We start from the raw sequence: 15332 nt of genomic DNA on the forward strand, positions 1-15332 counted from the left end.
CCTCCCTAAGTGACCTGTTGTCTCATGATGTCTTCGGCACCCGCCTGAGCCCGGTCGAGCGCCTCGCGCGGGGAGACGATCCCGCGCAGCATGTCGTGAAGTTCGTGGCCGCAGATACGGATGATGTCCGAGATCTCGGGGATCGGCGGGCGCGGCCAGAATTGCAGCTCGTCGCGCCAGGACATCTGGTCGACCAGCTCAAAAATCGGCGACAGACGCCGCACTTCGGGGTCTGCCCCGACCGAATAGCGCGGCGCGGTGCGGCTGCCGCTTTGGGCGTACAGCTTTTGCGCCCCGGGCGATGTGAAGGCGACAAGCGCTTCGATCGTGTCGTCGATCCGGTCTTCGGCCAGATTCGACGGGATACAGAACACGTAGCCCCCCACCGGCGCGATGGGTGCACCTTCCGGACCGTGCGGATGCGGCAGGTAGCCGGTGTTGCTATGCGCGGCACAGCTGTCATCGAGTTCGAAATACGGGGCGAGCAGAGTGTAGCCATAGGCCATCGCCACCTTGCCCGACGCATAGGGCCGGACCCGTTCGTACCACGACATCGACAGGATATCGGGCGGCGAAAACGCCAGCAGTTGCATCAGGTAATCGGCGGCATCCATCGCCCGGTCGGTGTTGAGCATGGGGTGAAACGTACGGTGGCCCAAGTGGTCGGCGTCATAGCCGCCCGCGATTTCCGGCAGGTCGATGATCGGCTGACCGAACGCGGCGCAGGTCATCATGAACGTATGCCCCAGTGCCGTGCCCCGTGCCGCGTTCCATGCCACGCCGTAGCGCCCGTGCCGGGGATCGTGGAAATGCCGCGCGGCGTCGATCACGGCGTCGGTTGTGACCGGTGGCTCCAGCCCTTCGGAGGCGAACCAGTCCTTGCGGTAGAACATCAGTTCCGGCGTGGTCTGGCTGGGAACGCCATACGGGCAGCCATCCCAATGCGCCGCACGCCAGCCTGCGGTGTGGAAATCAGCCGGATCGAGCCGCGACACATCCATCACCTCGGTCAGCGGGCGAATCACGCCCTTCTTCACGAATTCCCCCAGCCACGGCAGGTCGATCGCGATCAGGTCATAGCGGCTCTTGCTGCGTTCGCTGTTGCGCAGCGCCTCTTCGCGCAGGCGGTCGATGGAAAACGCGCGCTGGTGGATGTCGGTGCCGACAAGCTGTTCGAATTGCCGCTTGAGGTTCTCCATCACCATGAAGGTTGGATCGCCATGTACCAGGATACGCAATCCGCCCGGCAGCTTGAGCGGTTGGGGCAGGACGACGGGCGGCACAATCGTGGCGCGGGTGGCCTGATAGGAGCCGCCGTAATAGTAGTTCTCGCCCGCGTCGGTTTCCGGGGACCCGCCGAATGACAGCCGTGCCATGCGGTCGATGCGGTCGGCCAATTGGCTGAACTGTTCCAGCAAGGCCGCGCTGGGGTGCAGCGAAAAGCTCTTGCCGCTCTTGGTGCGGGGGCGCTGTTCCAACAGACCCGACTCCTTGAGCTCGCCCAGCTTGCGCGTGGCGGTGGCATAGGGCACCCCGGCAGCGGCCACGATGGAGGAGGGCGATACAAGACGCCCTTCGGAATGGCTTTGCAGCACGTGCAGGATCATGTTCAGATGCGGGTTGGGCGTATTCGGCTCGATGGAGGTGTCCAGTTCGACCGTCAGCGACTTCAGGAACGTGACCACCCGCTCCCATTCCGGACCCGTCACCGCGACATGCGGCACGGTCGGCCGCTGAACGGATCGCTGTCCAAATTGGATATCTGATGAGGGGTTTGCGTTCATGGTCTCGGTTTCAGGTCTCGCGGACGGTGTTTTGCGTGAGTCGGGCATCGTGCTTCCCCATGAAAATGTTCAAACTGACGGTTTCTGGATATCGAGTATAAGTCCAAAATGGACGAAAAAATATCCAAAGTGGATAAAACAGCGCGTTTGTCGGAGGGGGAAATATCGCTGGATAGGGTCAGGTTGCTTCGGGTCAGAGCCCGGCTGGGAGGACAGCGGCAATCGTGAGAACAACACCCCTAGGGAGGAAGATGAACATGAAGATGACATTCACCGCCGCACTGGTTGCTTCGACAGCCATGACCGGTGCCGCGATGGCCGGATCGCACAGCGAAACGATGACCATCGGGATCACGCAGAACAATGTGGGCGTCGACAGCTATCAGACGACCTACGAAAAGGCGTTTATCGAGGCCGCCGAGGCCAATGACATGGTCGAAGCCGTGGTGCTGGATGCGGGCGGCGATGTGGCGCGTCAGATCGCGCAAATGGAAGACCTGATCCAGCAGGAGGTCGATGCCATCATCATCTGGCCGACCAATGGCGAAGCGGTGATCCCGGCAGTGCGCAAGGCGCACAGTGCAGGTATCTCGGTCATCGTGACCAATTCCAACATCGCCGAGCAGGGCTTTGATTTCGTGGCAAGCTTCTCTGGCCCCGACAACATCACCCAAGGCTCGCGCTCGGCCGAGATCATGTGTGACAAGTTCAAGGACATGGGCATCGCGGACGAAGCCCGCGTCGTGCAGATTTCCGGCCAGCCCGGCTACACCACCGCCATCGAACGGGCCAAGGGTTTTGAGGACCGTCTGCCCGAGGTTTGCCCGAACGTGACGCTGGTCGAAACGCAACCCGGCGACTGGAACCGCGAAAAGTCACAGCAGGTGATGGAAGCGTTCCTGGTCAAGTATGACGACATCGACGGTGTCTATGCCGGGGATGACAACATGGGCGTCGGCGCCCTCAACGCGGCCAAGGCAGCCGGGCGCGAAGGCATCATCTTTGTTGGCGCGACCAATTTTTCGGTCGGTTACGATGCAATGGCGGATGGCGACTATTGGGGCTCGATCTACCAGTCTCCGGTGGATGACGCCGAAGCGGCGTTGAAGACCGCGATCGACGTGCTGAACGGTGAGGACGTGCCGTTCCTCAACTATTTCGACACGCCCAAGATCACCCAGGACAACATGGACGAGTTCACCAAACCCGTCTTCTGATCTCCTCCCCGGACGCGCGGGGTGGCTTCGGCTGCCTCGCGTGTTTGGCTTCTTTTCAAGGTAAAATATGGGTGAGCGGGATGGCAGGAGTCTCGGGACGGTCATGCATCGTGACCGGTGCGGCGCAAGGTATTGGCCGCGCAATAGGTGAGGCGCTTTTGGCCGAGGGCGCGAATGTCTGCTTTGCGGACATCAATGCGGCCAAGGTGGCTGAAGTCGCCGACGCGAACGCGGACCGCGCAGGAGAGGCCGGGTGCAAGGTCACCCATGCGTCTGTGGATGTGACGGACCGTGCGCAGGTCAAGGCGATGATCGCGCATGCGGTCGACCGGTTCGGTCGGCTGGACGTCAAGTTCAACAATGCAGGCGTCAACAAGCCGATGAATTTCCTCGACGTGACCGAGGAAAACTGGAACTTCATCATGGGCATCAATGGTCTGGGCTGCATGATCGGCATGCAGGAAGCAGCTCGCCAGATGATTTCCCAAGGCGGCGGCGGCAAGATCATCAACACCGCGAGCATCGCCAGCAGGCAGGGGTTCGACAACGTCGCCCCCTACTGCGCGAGCAAATGGGCCGTGGTGTCGCTGACGCAATCCGGCGCGCGCGATCTGGCAAAACATGATATAACGGTTACCGGGTTCGCCCCCGGTGTGGTGGCGACCGAGATGTGGGAACAGGTTGATCAGGATCTGATGGCCATCGGGGCGGCAGAGCGTCCCGGTCAGGCGATGGAGGAGTTTTCGTCAGAGATCCTGCGCGGCCGGGTCGCCCGCCCCGAGGACATCACCGGGACGACAACGTTCCTGGCCTCCTCGGCCAGCGACTACATGACCGGACAGATCGTGATGATCGACGGCGGCATGACTTTGGTGTGACGGCACGGTCCGGCACCTAGGGGGAGGGAAAATGGCAGAATTGACGAAACGGGGCATCGGAGAAGTCCTCGCCAAGCAGGGCATCCTGATCGCCTTCGTGGTTTTCATGATCGTGTTTGCGCTGGCAAATCAACGCTTTATCGCAATCGACAATATCTCGGGCGTGATCCGGTCCTCGGCCATTCTGGGCGTGATGGCGCTGGGTGTCACCTTCGTGGTGATCGGCGGCAATCTTGACCTGTCCGTCGGGTCGATGATGTCCTTCTCGACCATCGTGGTGCTGGACCTGCACGACAAGATCGGACCGACGCTGGCCATTCCGGCGATGTTCGGCCTGACGATGGCGCTGGGCGCGTTCATCGGGTTCCTGGTCGGCTATCTCAAGCTCAATTCCCTGATCGTCACCCTGGGCATGTTGTCGGCCATCCACGGGCTGACGCTGACATGGTCCGGGGGCCAGAACATGGACATCGCCGACAAGGCCGGAACGTGGTTCTCGGTCTTCGGGCAAGGCCGCGTGGCGGGTGTGCCGGTGCCGATCCTGATCTTTGCCGGGCTCGCCATCGTCCTCAGTCTTGTGTTGTCTAAGACGCCATTCGGCCGCAAGGTCTATGCCGTTGGCGGCAACGGCAAGGCGGCGACCTTTTCCGGCATCCCGCGTGCCCGCATCGTGTTCATGACCTATCTGATCTCGTCCTTCTGCGTCGCCTGTGCCGGGCTCTTGCAGGCCAGCCGCAGTCTGGGCAGCCAGAACACGGTCGGGCAGGGGATGGAGCTAGAGGTGCTGGCCGCTGTGATCCTTGGCGGCGCGTCGCTTTTGGGCGGCTCTGGCACCATCTTCAAGACCGTGATCGGCGTTCTGATCCTTGGCTTTATCCAGAATGGACTTCTGCTTATGGGGCTCGCGTTCTACGTCCAGTACGTCGTCACCTGGCTGATCATCATCCTGGCTGTCTGGCTGGATATCGCGGCCAAACGGGGCCGGTTCTGGTCGCAGATTGCTTGAGGAGCAGAGTGATGAGCAAGGAAACCCTTTTCAAGCAAGGCGCCATCTGGGCCTTCATCGTGGTCGAGTTGATCTTCTTCTCGGTTGCAGGCTCTTACCTGTCTGTCTCGGACAGCGCCTTCATGGATTTCGACAACATGCTGCTTTTGCTCAAGCAATCGGCCCCGATCGGGATCATCGCGCTGGGCATGACGATCATCATGATCAATGGAAATATCGACCTGTCGGTGGGGGCCACCTATGCGCTCGCGGCGATTGTGCTGCTGGACAGCATGACATGGCCCTTCATGCAGGCGATGGGCGATTGGGCGATCCCGCTGGCCTGGTTCTTTGCGCTGCTGACCGGAACCGTTCTGGGGGCGATCAATGGTCTGATCGTGTGGAAAACCGGCGTCGATGCGTTCATCGTCACGCTGGGGTCCATGCTCGGCTACCGGGGGCTGGTCTTCATGTATAATGGTGAACAACCCACCAGCCATCTGAACTGGACGCTGGTGGATTTCGCCGAGGCGCAGTTTCTGGGCCTTCACACCGCGACATGGTTCCTGCTGGTCGCTGCCCTCATCCTGTGGCTTGTGATGACCAAGACCGTGCATGGCCGCAACGCCTATGCCATCGGCAACAACCGCGAGGCGGCAGTGAATGCCGGGATCCGCGTCGGACCGCATTTCCTGTGGAACTTCATGCTGATCGGCTTTCTGGCGGCGCTGTCTGCGGTGGTGTTCTACTCGGAATCCGGGTCGGTCAATCCCAATGACGGGATGCTCTACGAACTCTGGGCGATCACGGCGGTGGTGCTGGGCGGAACCAAGCTGAGCGGTGGCTATGGCTCGATCATCTCGACCCTTGGCGGTGTCATCGCGATCCAGCTTCTGCGCAAGGGTCTGGGCCATATCGGCGCGGATACCGAAACGGTGAACCTCGTCATCGGCCTGATCCTGATCGCCGTCCTGTTTCTGGACCGGCAGCTGAACCGCACCGGCAAAGAGGAGTTGAAGATATGACCGATCACACCCCGGTTCTCCGGCTTGAGGACATCGTCAAGACATTCCCCGGTGTTCGCGCCCTTGACGGTGTGTCCTTCAACGTCCTGCCCGGTGAGGTGCACGCGCTGATGGGCGAAAACGGCGCGGGCAAGTCCACCCTGATGAAGGTGCTGGGCGGCATCCTGCAACCCAACGAGGGCCGCATCTTCATCGAGGAAGAGCCGACCGTTATGACAACCCCAGTTCAGGCCAAGGCCAAGGGCGTGGTGTTCATTCACCAGGAACTCAGCCTTGCCGACGAGTTGACCGTGGCCGAGAATATCTTTCTGGGGGAACTGCCTCTGAAATCCTTTGGCCGGGTGGATTGGGGCACGCTCTATGATGACACGAATGCGATCCTGAAGCAGCTCAATGTCGGTTTCGATGCCAAGACGCGCGTCGGGGACCTGTCCATCGCCAACCAGCAGATGGTCGAGATTGCCCGCGCGCTGACCGTCGATCCCAAGGCGGTGATCTTTGATGAACCCACCGCCTCGCTGACCGATGCGGAAAAGGTCGTGCTGTTCGACGTGATCTCGGGTCTGCAATCCAAGGGCGTCGGGATCATCTATATCTCGCACCGGATGGAGGAGATCTTCAAGATCACCGACCGGATCAGCGTGTTGCGCGACGGCCAGTATCGCGGCACGCTCAACACCCGCGAAACCAACGAGGAAGAGGTCACCCATCTGATGATCGGGCGAAAGCTCGATCTGTCGCGCAACGAAAGCCATCACGAATTGGGGGATGTGGCGCTCGAGGTGCGGGGGCTCAGCTGTGGCAAGCTTTTTCAGGATGTGAGCTTCAACGTTCGCAGGGGCGAGGTTCTCGGCTTTTACGGGCTGGTCGGTGCCGGGCGGACCGAGATCGCCGAAACCCTGTTCGGTCTGCGCGATCCGTCCGCAGGGCAGATCCTGCTGAACGGGCAGGAGGTCCGCATCAAGTCGCCCATTGAAGCGATCGGGCACGGCATCTCGCTGGTGCCCGAGGATCGCAAGGGGCAGGGGCTGGTGCTGGGCATGAACTGCCGGGACAACATGACCTTGCCGCAGGTGGATGACCTGACCGCCGGGCCGTTTGTGAGCGATGGTGCTGAAATCGCGATCTTCGACCAGTACCGCGACAAGCTGGATATTCGCACTCCGGGCTGGCGGCAGACCGTGGGCAACCTGTCAGGCGGCAACCAGCAGAAGATCGTCATCGGCAAATGGCTGTCGATGCGGCCCGAGGTGTTGATCGTTGACGAGCCGACACGCGGCATCGACGTGGGCTCGAAATCCGAGATCCACAACCTGATCCGCGATCTGGCGGCGCAAGGCTTCGCGGTGATCGTCATCAGTTCGGAGATGCCCGAAGTGCTGCACGTCTCCGACCGGATCGTGGCGATGTATTCGGGCCGGGTGATGCGCGAATTCACCTCGGACGAGGTGACCGAGGACAGTCTCATTCAGGCAATTTCCGGCATCACCGGCGACAAGGTGGCCTGACATGCGCGTGGGGTTCGCAGGGTTGGGCCGCATGGGTGCGCACATGGCCGCGAACCTCGTGGCGGCAGGGCATCAGGTGACGGTCTGGAACCGCTCTCCCGAGAAGGCACAGGCGCTGGCCGACCAGACCGGCTGCGCGGTGGCGGCGACCCCGGCGGACCTGACCTACGCGTCCGAGGTTGTGGTGACCATGCTGGCTGATGATCCGTCCTCCGAGGCGGTGCATCTGGGACCGGATGGCTTGTTCAACGGACAGGGCGCGCGGGTCTTTGTCGAGATGGGCACGATGTCACCCGATCACATCCGCGTCCTGTCCGATGCAGCACCCGAGGGCTGCACCGTGATCGACGCGCCGGTGTCCGGGGCCACGCAGGCGGCGGCGGATGCGCAATTGCTGGTCATGGCAGGCTGTTCGGAGGATGCGCTTGACCCGATACGCCCGGTGCTCGACGCACTGGGTCGCAAGACGATCTGTCTGGGTCGCACAGGCGCAGGAGCGGTGATGAAGCTGGCGGTCAATTCGCTGATCCACGGGTTGAACCAGACGCTGGCTGAAGCCCTGACGCTGGGCGAGGCGGCCGGGATCGCGCCAGAGGCGGCGTTCGAGGTGATCGAGAACAGCGCGGCGGCAGCCCCCATGCTGAGCTACCGCAAGCCGCTCTATCTCGACGAGGCCAGCCATGACGTGACCTTCACGGTGGCGCTCGCGCGCAAGGACATGGAGGTCACGGCAGCGCTCGCCGAAACGCTCGGCACGGCGATGCCGCAAGGCAAGGTGACTCTCGACACGCTGCGCCGCGCGGAACAGGCCGGGTTCGGCGCACGCGACATGGCGGCGATGGTCAATTTCATGCGAAAGGACAAGGAATGAAAGCGGCGCTTTTCGTCGGTGGCTGGGAAGGCCACACCCCGACCCATTTCGCGGACTGGTACACCGACCTGTTGCAGGCCAACGGGTTCAAGGTTGATGTTTACGAAACGCTGGAACCGCTGGAACGCCCCGAGGATCTGGCCGACCTGGATTTGATCACGCCGATCTGGTCCTCGGCGCGGTCCGGCCATCAGGCGGAATTCGGCAACATGACCAAGCCGCAGGAAGACGGTTTGCTCAAGCTCATCGGCGATGGCTGCGGGCTGGCCGGGTGGCACGGGCACATGGGCGACGCGTTCCGCGACCGGCCCACCTATCATTTCCTGATCGGCGGGCAATTCGTGGCGCATCCGCCGGGGTGGCCGGACAACCTTCAGCCCAAGGAAGATTACATCGACTATGACGTGACGATCTGCCAGCCGGATCATCCGCTTGTCAAAGGCATCCGCAGTTTCCGCATCCGCTCCGAGCAATATTACATGCTCACCGATCCGTCGAACAACGTATTGGCGACGACCACCTTTTCCGGCGACCATCTGTGGTGGATCGAAGGCACGGTGATCCCGGTCACATGGACCCGGCGCTGGGACAAGGGGAGGGTCTTCTATTGCTCGATCGGTCACGAGCTGGACGATCTGAAAGTGCCGCAAGTGACCGAAATGATCCGGCGCGGGGCCATCTGGGCGGCAGAGGGCAAGGCGGCAACCTGACCTGTAAACGATGCCCGGCCGTTGCCAGCCGGGCACCACATTCTGACTTACCAGGAATTGTAGCCCAGGTACTTGCCCGACATCTCGAGCTTGACGCGGTCGCCCTTTTCGTGCGGCACGCGGGTGAGTGTCATGTCAAAGTCGATGGCCGACATGATGCCGGTGCCGAACTTTTCCTCGATCAGCGCCTTGATGGTCGGCCCGTAGACGCCGACGATTTCATATAGGCGGTAGATGCAGGGGTCCGTGGGCACGGCCTGCGACCAGACCTTGGTGGGCGGCTCTTCCAGAACGCTGGCCGCTTCCTGCGGCAGGCCCATGACGGACACCAGCGCCTCGGCCTTGTCCTTGGGAAAGGCGTTCATGCCCATGCAGGCGGAATGGGTCCAGACCGGAGACATGTCGATCTTCTCGGCGATGCCCTCCCATGTCATGCCGGCCTGTTTCTTGGCGGACAGGATCATCATCGTCACGTCTTCCTTGGTCATCATGACTGGCACCTCGTAATTGTCTTTCATTGGTTGTCCTCCTTGGTCGTATTGCAAAGTTTGAGTGTTAAAGCCCGAGCTCCGTCAGGCCGGGATGGCCATCGGGGCGGCGGCCCTGCGGCCAGTGAAACAGGCGGTCGGCATCGGCGATGGGCACGTCGTTGATCGAAGCGTGGCGGACTGCCATGTAACCCGATGCGTCGAATTCCCAGTTCTCGTTGCCATGCGCGCGGAACCACTGTCCGGTCTCGTCATGCCATTCGTAGCAAAAGCGCACGGCGATCCTGTTGCCGTCATGCGCCCAGATTTCCTTGATCAGGCGATAGCCGTTTTCCTTGGCCCACTTCTTGGTCAGGAAATCTTCGACCTCGGCCCGACCGTTCAGGAACGTGTCGCGGTTGCGCCACGCCGTGTCCCGCGTATAGGCAAGCGCGACCTTTGCCGGATCGCGGCTGTTCCACGCGTCCTCTGCCATCCGAACCTTCTGCACAGCGTCCTCGAACGAGAACGGGGGCAGAGGCGCGCGCGGGGTTTCCTGATATGTCACGCTCGTATCCTGGTGGTTCAGTCGTTTACCGCCCGCAAGGGCGGCGGCGCGCTGGGTTCTTCGTCGACCAGAGCGGTCTTGTCGATCCGCACGGTCTCGGGTCGCTGGTCGTCATCACCGCTTTGCTTGCCCGCCAGTTCCTTTGACCTCTGGCCAAGGAACTGCACCAGGTGGTTGCGGATCGCATAGTAATTCGGATGCTCCACGATCTGGGTCCGTGTGCGCGGGCGGGGAATGGTGATCTCGACCGATTCCGCCACGCGGGCAAACGGCCCGTTGGTCATCAGCAGGATACGGTCCGCGAGCAGGATCGCCTCGTCGATGTCGTGGGTGATCATGAACACGGTCTGATCCGTGCCGGCCCAGACCTTGAGCAATTCCTCCTGAATGGTGCCGCGGGTCAGCGCGTCCAAAGCGCCGAACGGTTCATCCAGAAGCAGCAGCTTGGGCTGGTTGGCAAAGGCGCGGGCAATTGACACGCGCTGCCGCATCCCACCCGACAACTGGCTGGGCTTGCGGTACACCACGTCGCCCTCCAGCCCGACCTTGGCGAGATAGTCGCGGGCATGTGCCTCGACCTTGTCCGCCGACCAGTCGGGATAGCGGGCCTTGATGCCGAAGGTCACGTTCTTGAGCGCCGACAGCCACGGGAGCAGCGAATAGTTCTGGAAGACAACGCCCCGGTCCAGCGACGGGCCGGACACTTCGAACCCGTCCATCTTGACCACACCCGATGTGGGCTCGGCCAGTCCGGCAAGGATGTTCATGATCGTCGATTTGCCGCAACCTGAATGGCCGAGGATGCAGACGAATTCGCCTTTTTCGATCCCGAAGCTGGCGTTTTCAAAGACGGTCATCGTGCCGCCCTGACCATCCGGGTATCGTTGTGTCATGCGCTCGATGCTGAGAAACGGTTTGGGCATGAGAGCCTCCTTATTCTGCGTAAGCGACGGCGCGTTGCAGGACGCCGAAGGCCGAGTCGAGCAACATGCCGACAACGCCAATCATGAGGATGGAGAAGATGACCGAGGTCAGGTCGAGGTTGTTCCACTCGTTCCAGACGTAGTAGCCAATACCTGTCCCCCCGACGAGCATCTCTGCCGCGACGATCACAAGCCATGCGATGCCGATGGAAATCCGCATCCCCGTCACGATGGTGGGGGCGGCGGCGGGCAGGATCACGGTGAACGCGGTCTTGAGCGGACCAAGTTCGTGGGTTCGCGCCACGTTGACCCAATCCTTGCGCACCCCTGCGACACCGAAGGCGGTGTTGAGCAGCATGGGCCAGATCGAACAGACGAAGATCACGAAAATCGCCGACGCCTCGGAATCCTGGATGATGAACAGCGCAAGCGGCATCCACGCCAGCGGCGAGATCGGGCGCAGCACCTGGATGAACGGGTTGAACGCCTTGTAGGCGATCTGGCTCATCCCGATGAGGAACCCCAGAGGAATGGCGACCAGCGCGGCAAGGAAATAGCCCGTCAGGACGCGGTAGATCGAATAGCCGATCTGGATGCCGATGCCCTTGTCGTTGGGACCGGCATCGTAGAACGGGTTCGACAACTCTTCCCATGCCTTGGCAATCACCTGGCTGGGCGGTGGCACACCGGCCTTTTGGGCTCCGCCACCGGTCAGGCGCTCGTATTCTGTCAGTTCACCCACTGCCTTTTGCGCCGGAATGGCGGCCTCCCAGATCAGGAGGCCAACCACCAGCATGACGATCGACAGGATCGCGGCGCGCTTGTTGATCGAAAGATTGTCCAGCATGGATCAATTCTTTCCGATCGCGAAGCTGGCGACATAGGCTTCGGGTTCCGCCGGATCAAAGGTCTTGCCCATGATCGTGTGCGACTTGTAGGTGATATCCGGTGCCTCGTAGCCCAGATCCTCCATCACCTTCTTGGCATCGGCAGCAAGGTAGACCTGCTCGGCCACCGCGCGGTAATCGACATCGCCTTCGATATAGCCCCAACGCTTCATCTGGGTCAGGATCCAGACGCCCATCGAATGCCACGGGAACGGGTCGAAATCGATGCGGTCGGGCACTTGCTGCACATTGCCCAGACCATCGGCAAAGGTTCCGGTCAGCACCTGCTGGATCACCTCCACCGGCTGGTTGAGATAGTTCGTCGGTGCAATTGCTTCGGAAATCTCGATCCGGTTTTCCGGGTTCGAGGCGTATTGCGTCGCGTCGATGATCGACTTGAGCAGCGCGCCATAAGTGTTGGGCAGTTCCGTCGCAAAGGATAGCGGGGCGGCGAAGGCGCAGCACGGGTGACCTTCCCAGATGTCCTTGGTCAGCAGGTGGATGAACCCGATGCCTTCCCAAACCGCGCGCTGGTTGAACGGGTCGGGCGACAGGTAACCGTCAAGGTTGCCCGCACGCAGGTTCGCGACCATCTCGGGCGGGGGCACCACGCGGATCTGGATATCCACATCCGGGTCCAGACCGAATTCCGCCACGTAGTAGCGCAGCAGGAAGTTGTGCATGGAGTATTCGAACGGCACTCCGAAGGTGAAGCCCTTCCACTGGGTCGGGTCGCGCTTGTCGAGATGTTCGTTCGACAGAACGATGGCCTGACCGTTGATGTTCTCGACGGCGGGCATGATGTAGGGTTCCGCCACGGACCCCGCACCCAGCGTCATCGCCAGCGGCATCGGTGTCAGCATGTGCGACGCATCGTATTCGCCCGACAGCGACTTGTCGCGGGCCACGGCCCAGCCTGCGGTCTTGATGACCTGCGCGTTCAGCCCGTAGCGCTCGTAGAACCCCAGCGGCTGCGCCATGATGATGGGCGTCGCGCAGGTGATCGGGACAAAGCCGATGTTCAGATCGATCTTTTCCGGTGTGCCCAGATTGTCGAGGATCGCCGCCTTGGCTTCGTTCATCGGAAAGACCGAAGCAAGCACCGCCGCAACCGTGCTGCCGCCCATCATGCCCATGAAGGACCGGCGGCCAATGTCGCTCTGACCAAAGACCGAGCGTACGATGGCGCTTTCCACTGCGCGTTCCAGCATCTGCTCGGAGGACATGCGTGTCGGATCAAGGTCTTTGGAGATGTGCGAATGGGTATGTCCCGCAGAGCAGCTGTCGCAGCCGCAATCAGCACCGTGACGCAGATCGGTGTCTGCGGAAAACGGATTTCCTAGGCTCTTGATTGTCATGTGAAGTCCCCTGTCTGGTGGATGTTCCTTGTGGTTGGACGTATTTTGCCAGCAGGCGGGGGATTGCAAAACTGAGTGCCCAACATTTGTTCTTTTTATGATAATTTATCAAAAACAATGACTTACTGGTTTCTGAGGGGAGTTCTGGATTACGTAAATTCGTAATTTACGAAATTTCGTTAGACTGTTCTGCGCTGCAGCGGCAATCATGGGAACATGCGCGACGAACACACCGGTTCTGATTCCCTGCTGGCCGCATTCCCGGATGCGGCGCTGCTGCTGGACACGTCTCAAGACGGGGTCGTGGCGCTCAATGCGCCTGCGGCCAAGCTGCTGGGCGTCGATGCCACCTCCGACGAACCTTTGCGGTTTTCCAGCTTCCTTGGCGCGGCGCTGGCGAAATTCGTGGTCTTTGTCGAAGAGGTCGATCACCGCGGCGAATGCTGGACGCGTGATGTGCCGCTCCGCGCGGCAAACGGCACGCCCCTGCGCTGCGAGATCCGGGCGCGCGGTGTCCCGGATCAACCGACTTTCCTGTTGCTCAGCCTCACCGATCTCGATGCGTTCGACAAGCGCACCCAGATCGCCGAGGCAGCAGAACTGCACCGCGCGGGGCTTCTGGAATGGAAACGCGCCGAGACCTTTTTTGCCGAGCTTGAACGCCAGAACCAGTTGATCCTGAACGCGGCGGGTGAAGGGATATATGGCGTGAACGCCGAGGGAAAGACCACCTTTGTCAACCGTGCCGCGCAAGAGATGCTGGGCTGGACGACGCAGGATCTGCTGGGCAAGGACATCCACTCGATGATCCACCATCACCACCTGAACGGCGAGATTTACCCCTCGCAACATTGCCCGATCTACCGATCCTTCCGGTTTGAACAGGTCAACCGGATCGAGGACGAGGTGTTCTGGCGCAAGGACGGCAAGCCGATCCGCGTGGAATATGTCTCGACCCCGATCTACGATCAGAAGGTGCTGGCCGGGGCCGTTGTCATCTTCCGCGACATCACCGAACGCAAGGAGGGCGAACGCAAGCTGCGCGAGGCGCTGGACGAGGTCGCGGCGCTGCGGGACCGGCTGGAGCAGGAAAACGAATACCTGCAAGAGGCGATCAGTTCGGAACGCGCGCATCACGACATCATCGGCAGCTCGCCCGCCGTGCGCCAGATCGTGACCCGTATCGACCTTGTGGCCGGCACCGATGCCACGGTCCTGATCACCGGCGAGGCGGGCACCGGCAAGGCGCTGGTTGCCACCGAGATACACAAGGCCAGCCCCCGGTCGCGGCGGCCGCTCATTCATTTCAAATGCGGATCCGTCGCCCCCGAGGATGTCGAGGCGGAGCTCTTCGGCCATGTGCGCGGGGCAGGGCCAAATGCGACGCGCGACAAGCCGGGCAAGCTTGAACTGGCGCATGGCGGGTCGCTGTTTCTGGACGATGTCGAGGAACTGCCTTTTGAAATTCAGGGCAAGCTTCTGAACGCGTTGCAGAAAAGCACCGTCACCCGCGTCGGCGACACACGCGAGAAGCCGCTGGATATCCGCGTGATCGCCGCAACGACGCATGCACCGACAGACACGCGGTCCGGCAATCGCATCCGCGAAGACCTGTACCTGTTCCTGAACGTGTTTCCGATCTCCTGCATGCCGCTGCGGGACCGGCTTGAGGATATTCCGCTTCTGGCGGCGCATCTGCTGAAACTGGCCTGTCGTCGGCATGGCCGCCCGGTTCCGGTGCTGACCGAACATGTGGTCAAGCAGATGCAGGCCTATCACTGGCCCGGCAACGTGCGCGAATTGCACAACGTGATCGAACGCGCCGCCATCGTGTCGCGCGACCGCAAGCTGGTGCTGGAACTGGGCGGGGGCGGGCAGGTGGCTTCCCCGACCAATGCGACCGTGCGGACCGAGGCCGACATGCAGGAATTGATGCGCCGCAACATCATCGCTGCCCTGCGCGAAACCGGAGGGCGGGTGTCTGGCCCGACAGGTGCAGCGGCGCTTCTCGATGTGCAGCCGACCACGCTTTATTCGCGGATCAAGGCACTCAACATCGACCGTGCAGCGCTTCAGCTCTGACGGCGTTCCGTGCGCGTCGACGAAATCCCGCCGACCGGGTTGCGCATCGCCGCGCCTTGCGGCCTAACT

14 protein-coding genes are annotated in these 15332 nt (G+C 61.5%); 8 read left to right on the forward strand and 6 right to left on the reverse strand.

What is annotated here, in order from left to right:
- Positions 1-5: 5 nt before the first annotated feature.
- Positions 6-1724 carry an extracellular solute-binding protein gene (locus IEV82_RS07840; RefSeq protein ID WP_373285191.1) on the reverse strand — a complete coding sequence of 573 codons (1719 nt, stop codon included), beginning with the start codon at positions 1722-1724 and terminating at the stop codon, positions 6-8.
- 317 nt (positions 1725-2041) lie between these two features.
- Here IEV82_RS07840 and IEV82_RS07845 point away from each other — a divergent pair, with 317 nt between their 5' ends.
- From IEV82_RS07845 to IEV82_RS07875, 7 genes are all read left to right on the forward strand, one after another.
- Positions 2042-3001 (forward strand): sugar ABC transporter substrate-binding protein, encoded by a 960-nt coding sequence (locus IEV82_RS07845; RefSeq protein WP_188481470.1) that lies wholly within the window; start codon positions 2042-2044, stop codon positions 2999-3001.
- 80 nt (positions 3002-3081) lie between these two features.
- Positions 3082-3879, forward strand: coding sequence for an SDR family NAD(P)-dependent oxidoreductase (locus IEV82_RS07850; RefSeq protein WP_188481471.1), 798 nt, complete (start codon positions 3082-3084; stop codon positions 3877-3879).
- A 31-nt stretch (positions 3880-3910) separates the two neighbouring features.
- Positions 3911-4885, forward strand: coding sequence for an ABC transporter permease (locus IEV82_RS07855; RefSeq protein WP_188481472.1), 975 nt, complete (start codon positions 3911-3913; stop codon positions 4883-4885).
- A gap of 11 nt (positions 4886-4896) precedes the next feature.
- Positions 4897-5889 (forward strand): ABC transporter permease, encoded by a 993-nt coding sequence (locus IEV82_RS07860; protein ID WP_188481473.1) that lies wholly within the window; start codon positions 4897-4899, stop codon positions 5887-5889.
- Positions 5886-7397 carry a sugar ABC transporter ATP-binding protein gene (locus IEV82_RS07865; protein ID WP_188481474.1) on the forward strand — a complete coding sequence of 504 codons (1512 nt, stop codon included), beginning with the start codon at positions 5886-5888 and terminating at the stop codon, positions 7395-7397. The genes IEV82_RS07860 and IEV82_RS07865 overlap by 4 nt, the downstream gene beginning before the upstream one ends.
- 1 nt (position 7398) lies before the next feature.
- Positions 7399-8268, forward strand: a complete 870-nt coding sequence (locus IEV82_RS07870) for an NAD(P)-dependent oxidoreductase (RefSeq protein ID WP_188481475.1) — start codon at positions 7399-7401, stop codon at positions 8266-8268.
- Positions 8265-8978 (forward strand): ThuA domain-containing protein, encoded by a 714-nt coding sequence (locus tag IEV82_RS07875; RefSeq protein ID WP_188481476.1) that lies wholly within the window; start codon positions 8265-8267, stop codon positions 8976-8978. Before IEV82_RS07870 ends, IEV82_RS07875 begins: the two co-directional genes overlap by 4 nt.
- A 47-nt stretch (positions 8979-9025) precedes the next feature.
- On the opposite strand, the gene cynS is transcribed toward IEV82_RS07875, so the two are convergent.
- The 5 genes from cynS to IEV82_RS07900 are packed head-to-tail and all read right to left on the reverse strand — an operon-like array spanning position 9026 to position 13181.
- Positions 9026-9496 (reverse strand): cyanase, encoded by a 471-nt coding sequence (cynS, locus tag IEV82_RS07880; RefSeq protein WP_229747722.1) that lies wholly within the window; start codon positions 9494-9496, stop codon positions 9026-9028.
- 37 nt (positions 9497-9533) lie between these two features.
- Entirely contained in the window at positions 9534-10013 is a 480-nt protein-coding gene (locus tag IEV82_RS07885; protein WP_268236111.1) for a nuclear transport factor 2 family protein, read from the reverse strand.
- A 17-nt stretch (positions 10014-10030) separates the two neighbouring features.
- Positions 10031-10936, reverse strand: a complete 906-nt coding sequence (locus tag IEV82_RS07890) for an ABC transporter ATP-binding protein (RefSeq protein ID WP_188481477.1) — start codon at positions 10934-10936, stop codon at positions 10031-10033.
- 10 nt (positions 10937-10946) lie between these two features.
- Positions 10947-11783 (reverse strand): nitrate ABC transporter permease, encoded by an 837-nt coding sequence (ntrB, locus tag IEV82_RS07895; RefSeq protein WP_188481478.1) that lies wholly within the window; start codon positions 11781-11783, stop codon positions 10947-10949.
- A gap of 3 nt (positions 11784-11786) precedes the next feature.
- Positions 11787-13181, reverse strand: coding sequence for a CmpA/NrtA family ABC transporter substrate-binding protein (locus IEV82_RS07900; RefSeq protein WP_188481479.1), 1395 nt, complete (start codon positions 13179-13181; stop codon positions 11787-11789).
- Positions 13182-13397: 216 nt separating this feature from the next.
- On the opposite strand from IEV82_RS07900, the gene IEV82_RS07905 reads away from it, so the two are divergent.
- A complete protein-coding gene (locus IEV82_RS07905; RefSeq protein ID WP_188481480.1) occupies positions 13398-15263 on the forward strand; it encodes a sigma 54-interacting transcriptional regulator in 1866 nt (621 codons plus the stop codon).
- Positions 15264-15332: the final 69 nt, after the last annotated feature.

This window comes from Marivita lacus, from assembly GCF_014637725.1.
Taxonomy (GTDB): Bacteria; Pseudomonadota; Alphaproteobacteria; order Rhodobacterales; family Rhodobacteraceae; genus Marivita; species Marivita lacus.

Bases quoted from the DNA above. Each gene is read 5' to 3' on its own strand.
- IEV82_RS07845 (WP_188481470.1), top strand. From the start codon at position 2,042: ATGAAGATGACATTCACCGCCGCACTGGTTGCTTCGACAGCCATGACC.
- IEV82_RS07850 (WP_188481471.1), top strand. From the start codon at position 3,082: ATGGCAGGAGTCTCGGGACGGTCATGCATCGTGACCGGTGCGGCGCAA.
- IEV82_RS07855 (WP_188481472.1), top strand. From the start codon at position 3,911: ATGGCAGAATTGACGAAACGGGGCATCGGAGAAGTCCTCGCCAAGCAG.
- IEV82_RS07860 (WP_188481473.1), top strand. From the start codon at position 4,897: ATGAGCAAGGAAACCCTTTTCAAGCAAGGCGCCATCTGGGCCTTCATC.
- IEV82_RS07865 (WP_188481474.1), top strand. From the start codon at position 5,886: ATGACCGATCACACCCCGGTTCTCCGGCTTGAGGACATCGTCAAGACA.
- IEV82_RS07870 (WP_188481475.1), top strand. From the start codon at position 7,399: ATGCGCGTGGGGTTCGCAGGGTTGGGCCGCATGGGTGCGCACATGGCC.
- IEV82_RS07875 (WP_188481476.1), top strand. From the start codon at position 8,265: ATGAAAGCGGCGCTTTTCGTCGGTGGCTGGGAAGGCCACACCCCGACC.
- cynS (WP_229747722.1), bottom strand. From the start codon at position 9,496: ATGAAAGACAATTACGAGGTGCCAGTCATGATGACCAAGGAAGACGTG.
- IEV82_RS07890 (WP_188481477.1), bottom strand. From the start codon at position 10,936: ATGCCCAAACCGTTTCTCAGCATCGAGCGCATGACACAACGATACCCG.
- ntrB (WP_188481478.1), bottom strand. From the start codon at position 11,783: ATGCTGGACAATCTTTCGATCAACAAGCGCGCCGCGATCCTGTCGATC.
- IEV82_RS07900 (WP_188481479.1), bottom strand. From the start codon at position 13,181: ATGACAATCAAGAGCCTAGGAAATCCGTTTTCCGCAGACACCGATCTG.
- IEV82_RS07905 (WP_188481480.1), top strand. From the start codon at position 13,398: ATGCGCGACGAACACACCGGTTCTGATTCCCTGCTGGCCGCATTCCCG.